Raw genomic sequence first — 12,894 nt, forward strand, 5'->3', positions numbered from 1 at the left:
GGTTACCGCTGCTGCAGTGGAGGCGCTATCCCCGTTGGCACACCAAATGCACACTATTACCGCTGATAATGGAAAGGAGTTTGCAGCACATCAGGTTATTGCCGAAAAGTTGCAAATAAATTTTTACTTTGCACGGCCATACCACAGCTGGGAGCGCGGCGCTAACGAGAATGCAAACCGCTTGGTAAGGCAGTATTTCCCGAAGAAAACGGACTTTAAAACGATAACACAAGAGCAGGTTCAGTGGGTCGAAGATATTCTTAACAGTCGGCCTAGAAAAAGGCTAGGGTTTATCTCTCCCCTCTTAACATATAATCAGTTAACCCAAGTTGCATTTGTGAGTTGAATCTTGCTTTTAATAACAAAATCATGAATAGGGTAGGTATTTCAAATAGCATTGGGAAAATAATTTTCTCTATTTTTCTCTTCTTATTTTTTGGTAGCTCGTTACGGTCGTTTGGTCAAACGGATAAGGATTTTTGGTTTGTGGTTCCCGAAATTACGTGGGCACATAACTTTCCAGGCGGGGTTCCTGCGAATTTCCGTCTTTCAACAATGGCTTTCCCCGCAACGGTTACTATTAGTATGCCTGCCAATCAGTTTCATCCTACTTTGAATCCTGGAGGATTTAAAGATATTGTGGTGAATATGTTGCCAAATACTACACAAAGCGTTGATATGGCTCCATTTGTTCGAAAAGTTCCTGCCGTGGCAGGGGAGCCAGGCGAGGCCAATGTGATTGAGAATAAAGCATATAATGCTAGTGGGATTAATAATATAGGTCTACACATTACTTCAACCAACGTTATTACGGCTTATTATGAAGTTGGAAATCTGAACAATTCTGATATTTGGGCACTAAAAGGGAAAAACGCGCTTGGGACGGAATTCTACACGCCATTTCAGAACCAAACACCCAATGTTGCCCACAATCCGCCTGCCTATTCGGCCATAGATATAGTGGCAACCGAAGACGGAACCGTTGTTTCTATTACGCCTCCTATAGATGCCGCTTATGGGTTGTTAAATACTGTAATCACTGCAGGGTCTACCTATTCAGTAATATTGAATCGTGGACAAACATTTTCTGTTTTTCCGAAAGCCAAAGGTATTACTGCTGCAGCGCATATTGGTGGGACTAAGGTTACTTCAAGCAAACCCATTGCCATTACGCTAAAAGATGACTCAATTAACCACACCACGGGTGGATGTTATGATGTTGTAGGAGACCAGCTCGTGCCAACTAGTATTATTGGATGGGATTATATAGCCATTCGTAGCCAACTGACAACTAAGGATCATATCTATATTACTGCCACGGTGGATGGTACCAATGTGACCGTAAGATATGGGGCAACTGTTCTTAACTATACTCTCAACGCAGGCCAACAGCAGTATGTGCCCTTTCCCGATCCACAAGCCACTATGCGGATTACCTCGGATATTACGCATCCAATATATGTCTTTCATATTGGTGGTTTTGGTTGTGAGCAAGGTGGTGCAATACTACCCCCAATAAATATATGTACGGGAAGTACCCAAGTTGCCTTTACCCGTGCCAACTCCCAGAGTTTCTTTATCAACCTTATGGTGAGAGATGGAGCGGAGGGCAAGTTCGAGTTGGATGGAAGCGCTGCCGCTGCTACAGCGCTGTTTAATCCGCTAGCCTTCCTAACGGTGCCTGGCCCTGTAACAAAATGGAAGGCCGCTCGGTTTGGCCCTTTTACACTTGCTCAAATTACTCAAACCCAGCATTTATTACGAAATACAGAAGATCTGTTCCACCTTGGAATTGTTAATGGAGGGGGTGGAACTGGCTGTATGTATGGTTACTTTTCCGATTATAATGAACTGAAGATTGCGGCGGTGGTGGCGGGTACCGCAGCCAATGTTTTGAAAACTTGCTATGGAGTGCCTGTTCAACTGTTTGCTACTGGTGGAACCAATTTTAAGTGGACTCCAGGTATTAAACTTAGCAACGATACTATTTTTAATCCCTTTGCTAATCCTGAGTTAACTACGCAGTACAAGGTAATTGTAGAGGGGGCTTGTGAAATGAGAGATTCTGCTTTTATAACGGTAGCCGTTTCCACTAAGCTCGAGGCCAATTTTTCTGCCGATAAGGTGGTTGGCTGCGCACCGCTTACCGTGAACTTTAAGGATAATTCCATTGGCGTTGCATACTGGCGGTGGGACTTTGGGGATGGCTCTGCTTATGAGATTTATGATACCGACGCTTCAATAACGTTCCCCGATCCAAAAATTGGCGGGGTTTACCCACATACCTTTCAGAATAATACGGCACTTCCCATAACCTATCATGTAGAGTTGCTTGTGAAGAATGCCGACGCATGTGCCGCAATCTACACAAAAGATATTCTGGTATACCCTAGTATGAATGCGGCGTTTACCGACGATTATGCTCTCCCACATTGCTCCCCTAAAACGGTTAATTTTACAAACACCTCTACCACAAACACCGCCGATACATACCTTTGGGAATATGGTGATGGGGTAACGGAGAACATGGCAAACACAAATCCAGTTTCGCATAAATATACCAATCTGGCTTCCATAAATACACCATATACTATGCAACTTATAGCAACCAGCCCCTTTGGTTGCAAGGATACCGCATCTAAAGTCATAACCGTGTCTGCCTACATTAAGGCCGATTTCGACATCGATAAGGCAGCGGGGTGTTCTCCGTTGACTGTAGGTTTTACCAATAAGGCTACAGGCCAAATTAACACTTGGACCCTGTCCAACTTTGGTGCTGGACCGCAGCCTGCTAGTCCAACTGCACCGGGAAACTATTCATTGACCTACAATAATTTAAATCCTGTTTCTACTGCCGATATCGTAAATAATCTAACACTAACAGTAACCAATAGTGATGGGTGTATTTCGTCCATGACCAAGCAGGTAACCACCTATGCCGAGGTTCATGCCGGAATTCCTCTTCCTCTTCCTCCTGACACCGCTTTCTGCACACCTCACGCTGTTCAATTTGGATCGTCCACAACCACAAACCCCGTGACCTACTCTTGGGCCTTTGGCGATGGTGGAACCTACAGTTTGGATAATCCGCTGCATACTTACACCAATCTTACATACTCTTCCATTAATCCAAATGTAAGCCTCGTGCTTACCACACCACGTGGTTGTAAGGATTCGGTTGCTAGGGCCTTGACCATTTATTCTCTAATTAAGGCCGATTTTTCGGTAGACACTCCTCGCTATTGTTCTCCCTTTAAAATATTAATCGACAACAACTCTAGAAGTGGTCTTTTAACCAACTACAGTTGGAATTATGACGATGGAACTGCTCTTAGTAACACTACTGGCGATCACTCACATACATATTTAAATGCACCGCCTAGCGTTGCTCCTATAACTCCCAACCTAACGCTCACGCTTACCAACGAGGGCGGATGTACAAGCATTCTAACCAGGCCGATTACCGTTTATCCTGAAGTTCATGCAAGTTTTGTACGAGATCAGTTAGCTGGTTGTACCCCACTGTTAGTTGGCTTTACCTACAATGGAAATTCTACGGCCACTATTTTTAATTGGGATTTCGGAGATTTCGGGAGTTCTGTCACTAAAGACCCCATCCATGAGTACGTGAATACCACTGGTGTTGATGTTACTTACACTGCAAAATTATTTGCTCTTTCTGATTTTGGATGTAAAGATGATGTAGACCTTCCTGTGACTGTGTATGCCAAGGTTGATCCCAATTTTGCTATCGACAAAGTATTTGGCTGCTCACCGCTGTCGTTTAATGTAGATAATAAACTGTGGAGCGGAAATTCTTTTTATAATTGGGATTGGCAGGGCGATGGAACTACAGACTCCACCACGAATAGCGTCACATCAGTATTTAGGCATTTCTATGAAAACAAGACTGGTGCTGTTCAAAACATACCACTCACTCTTACGGTGGGCAATACCCATCCTGTTTGCAACGAAAAAATGGTTCGTATGGTTCAGGTTTACCCTGAGGTGGATGCTATTTTTACCCCACTGTCTCAGACAGGCTGTAATCCTTTTGACCTTACCTTTTCAAACGCGTCAGTGCTCACTGGATCGGTCACTAAGCCCGACTCCTATTTCTGGACCTTTGGGGATGGTAGTTCTGCTAGGGATGAGAATCCGTTGTTGCATAGATTTGTCAATAGTAGCACTGTTAGTGATGTAGTATACCCTATGAAACTCGTTGTAGAGACCGTTTTTGGTTGTCGCGACTCGCTTGAAACAAATATTACAGTACATCCTCTAGTGGAGGCCGATTTTGCGCTCAATACTAGGGGCGGTTGCTCACCGCTCACTCTTAATCTGGAAAACCTAACGGTTTCATCTTCTTACGGCTATAGTTGGAAGGTAAATGGCAATCCACCTTTTTCTAATGTTGGGAGTCCCGGCACTATTACGCTAACTAACCCCACCATTGCACCACCATCGCTCCAACCCGATATATTAACGTTACAAACGTACTATACGGGAGATCCCACCTGTAATGCAACAGTTACCAAAGTGGTAAATGTATATCCGCGTGTATATCCCGGGTTTAACTTAAATAGTACAGGTTGTCAGCCTCTTACTGTAAATTTTGCGAATACAACTAATTCTTACAATGGAACAGCTACATATAAGTGGGATTTTGGGAACTTGGTGAGTACGCTTGATCCGAATCCATCCACAATCTATTTTAATAATAGTTTCACATTAAATAAGGATTATGAAGCTACGCTTACAGCTACTTCGGAACATGGATGCGTCGATTCTATTAAGAAATTAATTACTGTTTATCCAAAGCCTTTTGCTGGCTTTAAGTTTGTTAGCCCATCGGTTGCTTGCGCTCCGTTCAACTTTGAACTTCAGAATATTTCGAAGGGAACGGGGTTGACCTATACTTACGATTTTGGTGATGGTACACCCGATTTGATAACTCCCAATGCAGGCAATATTATTCATCCATATCAAAATGTATCGTCCGATATTGCTGGTTATTTACTAAAGTTAAATACCGAAACGGCCTATGGTTGCAAGGATAGTACATCGCAAATGGTATATACCTATCCAATGGTTAGGGCGGCTTTTAACCCTATCGCACCAGGGTGTAATCCGTTGACCGTAACTTTGGCAAATACAAGTTTGAATGCTTACTATTACACCTGGAATTTTGACGATGGCCAATTAACAGGTATCGAAAATCCAACACACCGTTTTGTAAATAATACGGAGAGTGATAGGGTTTTTGCTGTTAAATTAAGTGCTGAGAGTCAGTATAACTGTGCACACGATACAACTGTGAATGTGACCGTTTATGCTGCACCGATTGCTGCTTTTGAGATTGTTCCTCCACTAAAGATATTTCCAGATGCAACCTTTGGTTTTACTAATCTGACTAAACCTGCAGCTGCCAGCTGGACCTATAAATGGAGCATGGGCGATGGTCAGGTCAGGAATGTAAAGGATTTGGGGACGTATACTTACACTAAGTGGGGACTTAAGGCTGATGGTTTTAGGTATGAAGTAATTCTTGAATCAGACAATGGACGTTGTAAGGATTCCGTTCACCGCTTTGTATATCTCTTGCCTGCTCAACCTATTGCCCTTTATACTTCGGATGCTTCTTCTGCTTGTGCACCTTTCTTAGTGCATTTTTATAACAACTCGTCATACTTCGATCGTGTTGAATGGGATTTTGGTGATGGTAATACATCTACGGAGTCAGAACCAATACACACGTATACAACTGCGGGGTATTACAATTCGAAGCTCACTGTTTTTGGTGATGGCGGTCTTGCCTATAAGTATAATACCCTTAGGGCTTTCCAAAATCCAATCGCCGACTTTAAAATTAATCCTGAAGAATTGCTTTTGCCCGAGGCCGATGCTCACTTCTTCAATACATCGAAGTTTTCTTCCCGATATCAATGGGATTTTGATGATGCTGGAAGTTCCAGTAACGACAAAGATCCTGTTCATCGCTACTCGAAACTTGGTGCATATGACGTAAAGTTGACGGTGTGGACAGATCCTAACGAAGGGAACTGTGTAGACGATACCACAATAACCGCTGCTGTGCGGGTAATAGGACAGGGTAAACTAGCTTATCCCAATGCGTTTACTCCAAATATCACCGGACCTACTGGTGGTGCTTACTCGGATGTTGATTTCCAAAATCAAGTGTTTCATCCAGTGTGGGAAGGTGTAAGCGTTTATATATTACGGATATATAACCGGTGGGGAGAGCAGGTTTTTGAGAGTAAGGATGTTAAGATTGGTTGGGATGGTTACTATAAGGAAAAGTTGTGCGATCCAGATGTCTATGTTTGGAAGGCAGTGGGGCGCTTTACGAATGGACAATCATTTGAGAAAATTGGTGATGTAACATTAATTCGCTAAACAATTAAAAAAAAACTATTAATTTTAGACTTGCATTACTATTTTCAAATGAAAAAATTATTGGTCATACAGAAAATACATTGGTTAAGGATATACATGGTCGTGCTCGTTGCTTTGATTTCCATTTTTTTCAATGGAACGAGGGCCATGGCACAAGATCCACAGTTCTCTCAGTTTTATTCTACTCCAATGTTATTGGCTCCCTCTTTTGCTGGAGGGGTTAGAGATAGCCGGTTTAGTTTAAATTTTAGAGACCAGTGGGCTGCAATTCCGGGAAAATTTGTCACACTGTCGGCTGCCTATGATCGGAATTTTCCACTCTTTAACTCCGGCGTAGGGTTTTACTTTATGCGCGATGTGGCAGGTAGTTCGCGGTTAAGTTTAACGAATCTTGGACTGGCATACTCTTATCTTATAAAAATCAGTCCGGAGTGGAATCTTCGACCGGGGGTAGGCTTTTATTTTACCCAACGGTCAATTGATTATTCAAAGCTCATTTTTGGTGATCAGTTAACGTCCAGCCCTAATCCCGGTTCGTCCGTTAATCCCTTTCCAGGCAAGGATGGCGTGCAGGATGTGGATGCTTCCTCGTCTCTAATCGTTTTCAATAGCGTATTCTGGTCTGGCGCCACAGTCGATCATTTGTTGGAGCCTAATCGATCGTTCACTGGAAATACGGCCAGGGCGCCCCTTCGGTTGTCTGTATATGGAGGAATGCGGCTGGTTTTAGCCGGTATACAGTTTCGCCCTGCCGACGAAAGTGTGTCGTTTGCTTTTCACTACAAACAACAGGCGGACTTTAAACAGCTCGACATGGGTCTTTATTGGTATCGAAAACCATTAATTGCTGGTGTGTGGTATAGAGGTATACCTTTCTTTAAGAAAATGCCAGGAAGCGATGCCATGGTCTTTATGGTGGGTTATCGAATGAATGGTTTCCAAGTTGGGTATAGTTACGATGCTACTATCTCAAAACTAGGCTATCAGACCGGTGGATCTCACGAAATTTCTTTGGTTTACGAATTTGCAATTACAGCAAAAAAGAAGTGGGCAGCGGTTCCTTGCCCCGAATTTTAATTTAATTTGGAAAAAGTTTGTTCTAAACTTGTCTTTCATCTGTAATCGTCTATTTTTGCATCAGTAATTGTCTCCGCAATTATCGCTTGAGATCTGTTTTTAGTAGTAATCACGTCGAAAGTTTAGTTGTAGTGTATAGCCTAGGTGATTAATGTAAGGATTTTTCACTTGTTTTATGCAGGAGGTTATTTGCAGCGAAATGAGAATCTTGATGTGTTGTAATTAAAAGTAAAGCCAATAAGTTAAAACAAATTTATTCCCATGAAAAAAGTATCACTAATCAGTAACATTTTACTTGCAGTAGCAGTTGTTGTCCTTTATGTTCTTTACTTTACGGGTAAAGCGGGCAACTCTTCGCTGAGCCAAGCGGATACTACCGGAAACTTTTCTGCTAAAGCAGGTGAGGTGGTTTATGTTGAAATCGATAGCTTAATTAGCAATTATCACATGTTTTCCGATCTAAAGGCTGACTTGGAAAAGAAGGGTAAGGAGAAAGAGGCTCAATTTAATGTAAAGGCGAAGTCCTTTGAAAAGGAAGCCGGAGAATTTCAAGATAAGGTTCAAAAGGGCTTAGTTACCCGCTCGCAGGCAGAACAGATGCAACAAGGTTTGCAAGTAAAACAGCAGGAGATTTACCAGTTGCGCGAGCAACTTCGTAACGAACTTGGTGAAGAAGAACAGGTTATGAATCGCAACGTCCTTAATAGTATTATGGAGTATCTGGTTGTTTATAATCAGAATAAGAAATACAGTTTCGTTGTAAGCCATAGTTTTGGTGGTCCAGTGCTCTTTGCCGACAAGGGGCTAAATATTACCAAAGATGTAATTGTTGGTCTGAATGAGAACTATACCAATAATAAAAAGGAAACAAAGTAAGTCGAAATATTTCTTCGAAAACTGAAAAGCCCAAGCATGTGTCTTGGGCTTTTTTGGTTTTATGGGATGTATAATCGCCAAAACAAAAAGTGCACAAATCTAAAACGAATTGTGCACTTTTTCTACACACACAAGTGTAGTTTAAATATCGTTTAAAACGAATTAAACGACTTTTATACGTTGTTTTAATCTCAACTGGTAGACTGGTCGTTGTTACCTTGTAGTGCATCACATCTGTAAAGGTGACATTATTGCCCGTGTAGGCCGTTAACAAACACCTGGTGCTTCCGCTCAGCGGGTTTTCGGAGTTTAAGTTTTGCTCTACCCACTGCAGCAGCTCCTCAATATTGCTTTTGGTTGATGTGAAGTAAAAAAAGGAGGTATTGCGCAGCACCTTGAGCACATCAAGGTAGTTGGATAGCTTCCAGCAGCAGCTATAAACGCCTACTTCCGTTGAAAGGTAGGGCGGGTCTACAAAGAACACCACACCTGGTTGGTTTTTATACTGCTCAAACAGCAGGCTGTAATCGCTGCAAACCGTCTCAACTCCGTCTAGGTAACCTACTGCTGTATAATCGGATTTGCGCACGCAGTTATAAAGCGTAGACTTCCTCATTTCGTCCAACCCTGTCGCATACTTCATTGAAAAGAGCAGCGATGACGAAAGTGTGACATAATCAACACAGCCACCCTTCTCCTCTTCCTCCAATACGCTGAAAATTCGGGAGCACACCTCCTTTGGAATCTTCTTATCCGTAGGAATATCGGCAACAATAACCCGCAGCTTCTGTAGAATTCTGTTTGTTTTTTCCACATTGCTTATCCGCGCAGTGTAGCCATCAAAGTCGTTGTATACCACTCTTGCGCTGGGGCGCTCCTGCTTGGCAATGTGGGACAGCAACCCGCTACCGCCAAACAGGTCAATAAATACGACTCCCTCCGGGAATTCCCTAAGCGCACGCTTAAACTCACCTACAAACCTCCGCTTTTGCCCCATAAACGGGAGCGGCGCGGATGTGTAATTCTTTTTGTTCATTGTTTTGAATCTTTGCACCATCTCAAAGTCTAAAATAAAAAGGTGCTAACACACCGAACAAAGGCCTTAGCCTCTGTCGTGGTGTGTTAGCACCTTTAATTATTAGCGCGTGAGATACGCTGGTATAAGACAGGGGCTTCTTTTTCCCCAACAATTCAATACTGCTCTACCCGGTAGACGTCAGCGTGCAGGCTCCGCTAATCAGATCAGTTACCTGGACAAAACCACCCGTCGGAACATCCCCTATGGTAATACCAAGCGATGCGCCAAGCAAGGCCAGCGAACCTTCATCCCTTCCCCTTACCGAGGGGGTGGCTACGCTTAGGCTTGCGCCAAGCAAGGCCAGCGAACCCTCATCCCTAGCTCTTACGGATGGCGTAGTTACGCCCAAGCTTGTGCCCAGCAGCATCATTGTTGGTTAAATATTGAGTTAATCGTAATTTTTAGCGCTACCCACGATGCACGGATTGGAAACTTTAACCGGCCGGTGTTGGCAGCGGAGTAGTATTCCGGGTGTGCGTTCGTGAGCGGCCTGCCGTCCGTGCCTACGTCTATTGCGCCAGCCGGTATATTGCCCACCCTAAGGCACCTTAGCCCTGTCTCCATAGCCTTATCGCCCGGTGTACTCATCGCGGGGGAGGTTAGGTAAGGGTAGGCGGCGTCATTGGTTAAGAAATCGGCGGGCAGGCTACCATTCTCCCACACCTTCACCTGAACGGTTGAGAACACCACTGGGCGACGGATAGGGTAAAGATAGGCTGCACCAGCGCCACCTAGAGTTGCTTGCGAGGTGTTGTCATACCCCGTAATCACAGTTCCCTGCGTGTATACAAACCCGCGGTAACTTACGTAAGTACCGTCATCACACTTCACAACGTAAACCTTATTGTTTTCCAGCGCTACACCGCCAACTGTTACCGCTACTTTAGCTGCCTCCTCTAGGCTGAGCAGCTCCGCTGGCGTTAGAAAAACGCCTCTCGTTCCGCTGTTGCATACAAAGGGAACGTTAACCCCATTGAAGTTTACGTAATTTCCGGGCATGGGCATGGCCTTGGAGTACAGCACGGCTCCGGAAAAGTCAGGGTTCAGGCTAACCCTACCGTTGGCAATGGTTAGCTTATCTGTTGGCCTTACCTCTACCTCATAGGGGGAGGCGGTAAGGTTGGCGGTTTCCTTAAAGTCAATTTTTACTGCCGGGGGGAATGGGCCAATGTGCTTGCCGCCGTCCATCCAGCAGGCGGGCTGCGCCTCCTTTGTTCCGTAAATTAGGCTATAGTCGAGGGCGTAGCCATCCGTTACCCCGTCCGGAGCGTTCACAATGCGGTTGTCGGTAATTTGGCAAGCAACCCACGGCAGTTTGGAGTAGCCAGTGGCAGCTGCGCCATTGCTGAACCAGCTTTGCACGGCTGCATACTTCTGGGCAGCGGTTTGGCCATCGGCATCAATGCGAATGTCCGCGCTACCGTCTGCGCTGCGCGCCCAAAACGTGCAACTAGCCCGAAAAAGACAGGTGTCCATCTTGCTGCTGGCCGCGAGCGTTGCGTTTACATCAAGGTAAATGCGGCAGTTATCGTAGAGACATCTGCTGACCACCATTGTGGCGAGGTTTCGCCTCACCGCGTTTGGCATATCCAAATACAGATTGTTGATAACCCCGTTAACCTGCACCGCAACCTCATTTTGGTTCACCATTTTCACGGCTCGAATAACCGAAAACTTGTGGATATCCATTGTGGCTGCGTCAAGAATATTCGCAACAACAACGTTAATGACTACGCTTCCATGGATAGCGCCATAGGCAATCCCGCTACTCGCTAGCGAATTGAGATAAATTAAACCATTCTTCTCTACATTAACGTTGGATCCAAGAATTCCACCTACAATTGTGTACTGTCCCTTGCCGTCATACAGCGCTTCGCCAAACCTGTCGGCAATAAATCTTTTGATGGAGGAGACCTGTTCTGAGAATACCCCTCTACAGACAATCTCGGAGACCATGGTGGAGTTCGCCTTGTTTATCGATGCGAAAGGCTTCTGGCTGGTTCCGTTGCCGGTAAGGTCATCGCCTCCCCAGCTATCAACGTAGCAGTAGTTAGTATTGGTGTTTATCCAAACCCTTTGAAAGTCTAATGCGTAGGCCATGTTACTGCTCCTCCTCAATTAAGGTAAATACTTCCCTGTCCATTCTCCAGCAGGTAGACGCATCAATGTAAACGCGCTCTGCCAGCAGGGTAAACCCGTCAAAGGTCACCACCAGCAGCCTTGGGCGTGCGAACACGTCGAAGGTTGTTTTACGCGAGGCCTCCGCAATGGCTACTTCCTGCCCGAGCTGCCCGTTGGCTGCAACCTCCTGCTTAACAGCCTCGTTTGGCTCAAACAGCGCAGCGCCATAGAATGCCGCTACAAGGGCCTGTTGCACCTCCGGCGCTTGCTCGGAGAATGTTTTTGTTTTATCAATAGTTGCTTCCATACTTTTGTTAATTATAGGTTCCGTTCAACAGTATGCTGCCGGTGGTTTTTCCGGAAGCGTAAGTAATTTTCAGCAGCAGCGGTGCCCCGCTGGCCACCACAAGGCTTATGGCTGCACCGCTAGTTACGGGTGATAGCGCGCCTCCATCCACGCTTACCTGCACCGTGGCAATATCGGCGGCATTCCACGAGAGCTTACTAACCGTGGCCGCTGCGGGAAAGTAGGTCACTGCCTCGGTAGATACCGAGAAGCCAACCGCCAAGCGTATGGTGCTGGAGGTAGAGGAAAGCAGCTGCGCGAGCACTCTCCCTTGGTTGGCCGAAAGTGGCTTGTTGGTATCGCTGCTAGTAAGGTTGTCTACAATGTCGGCAACGTTTACCTTATTGGTGGCAATGGTGTCGATGACGTCCTTGTTATTCTTGATGAAAGTCACAATTTCATTTACCGTATCGAGGTTCACATCGTCGGAGGAAACTAGGCTTTGGAGCAAGCTGATGAGGTCATGCAGCTTCTTGAGTGTATCACCCTCTGCCGGCACCCCATCGCGCAGGGCGGTGGCTACCTCCGCTGACTTGGTAGCAGCCACTCCGTCGGTTTCCGAGCGGGTATATACCTCGCCACGAAAGGCGTTCACCGCCGATTCGCTCATCATCCCCACGAGTTTGGGCGTTGCGGCCTCAGCATCCGATTGTCCGGGAGTATTAGACAACTTCACAATACCCTTCGCCTCTAAGGTGCCCTCCGGTAGCGAGATGTTACCAATCGCCTCCGTAATCATGGCCGCGGCAGCATCGTTATCCATTTTACGGATAAGGATCTCGTTTAGCCCATCTACGGAAGAGGTGGGTATTGCATCCTCCCTGTGCCAGTAGCTATCCAGCCACGCTTCAAACTGGCTTGCAAGCGGTTTTAAACCGCGCTTAAACCAGGCTTTAATTTGATTTTTATCAGTAACAGCCATTACATTGTTATTTTGGTAAAGTATGGTGCTATCATTTTCCTGACCTCAGGAAAATGG

9 protein-coding genes are annotated in these 12,894 nt (G+C 45.3%); 4 read left to right on the plus strand and 5 right to left on the minus strand.

Going from position 1 to position 12,894, the window contains the following annotated elements; all coding sequences use genetic code 11:
* From BLS65_RS10070 to BLS65_RS10085, 4 genes are all read left to right on the plus strand, one after another.
* Positions 1-346 (plus strand): IS30 family transposase (locus tag BLS65_RS10070; RefSeq protein WP_125869828.1); only part of this gene is annotated, 346 nt, incomplete at its 5' end.
* Between the two features lie 23 nt (positions 347-369).
* Entirely contained in the window at positions 370-6,417 is a 6,048-nt protein-coding gene (locus tag BLS65_RS10075; protein ID WP_092438557.1) for a PKD domain-containing protein, read from the plus strand.
* A gap of 96 nt (positions 6,418-6,513) precedes the next feature.
* A complete protein-coding gene (locus BLS65_RS10080; protein WP_262507985.1) occupies positions 6,514-7,494 on the plus strand; it encodes a PorP/SprF family type IX secretion system membrane protein in 981 nt (326 codons plus the stop codon).
* 261 nt (positions 7,495-7,755) lie between these two features.
* On the plus strand, positions 7,756-8,370 hold the full coding sequence (locus BLS65_RS10085) for an OmpH/Skp family outer membrane protein (RefSeq protein ID WP_092438561.1): 615 nt from the start codon (positions 7,756-7,758) through the stop codon (positions 8,368-8,370).
* Here the strand turns inward: BLS65_RS10085 and BLS65_RS10090 are convergent.
* The 5 genes from BLS65_RS10090 to BLS65_RS10105 form a co-directional block, all read right to left on the minus strand.
* Entirely contained in the window at positions 8,306-9,406 is a 1,101-nt protein-coding gene (locus BLS65_RS10090) for a DNA adenine methylase (protein WP_092438658.1), read from the minus strand. The two genes, BLS65_RS10085 and BLS65_RS10090, sit on opposite strands and share 65 nt — an antisense overlap.
* Positions 9,407-9,572: 166 nt before the next feature.
* Positions 9,573-9,818 carry a hypothetical protein gene (locus BLS65_RS17985; protein WP_125869829.1) on the minus strand — a complete coding sequence of 82 codons (246 nt, stop codon included), beginning with the start codon at positions 9,816-9,818 and terminating at the stop codon, positions 9,573-9,575.
* Positions 9,815-11,548 carry a hypothetical protein gene (locus tag BLS65_RS10095; RefSeq protein ID WP_092438563.1) on the minus strand — a complete coding sequence of 578 codons (1,734 nt, stop codon included), beginning with the start codon at positions 11,546-11,548 and terminating at the stop codon, positions 9,815-9,817. Before BLS65_RS10095 ends, BLS65_RS17985 begins: the two co-directional genes overlap by 4 nt.
* Position 11,549: 1 nt before the next feature.
* A complete protein-coding gene (locus BLS65_RS10100) occupies positions 11,550-11,876 on the minus strand; it encodes a hypothetical protein (RefSeq protein ID WP_092438565.1) in 327 nt (108 codons plus the stop codon).
* 7 nt (positions 11,877-11,883) lie between these two features.
* Positions 11,884-12,837 (minus strand): tail fiber protein, encoded by a 954-nt coding sequence (locus BLS65_RS10105; RefSeq protein WP_092438567.1) that lies wholly within the window; start codon positions 12,835-12,837, stop codon positions 11,884-11,886.
* Positions 12,838-12,894 lie beyond the last annotated feature (57 nt).

Origin of the sequence: Williamwhitmania taraxaci, assembly GCF_900096565.1 — a bacterium.
GTDB lineage: Bacteria > Bacteroidota > Bacteroidia > Bacteroidales > Williamwhitmaniaceae > Williamwhitmania > Williamwhitmania taraxaci.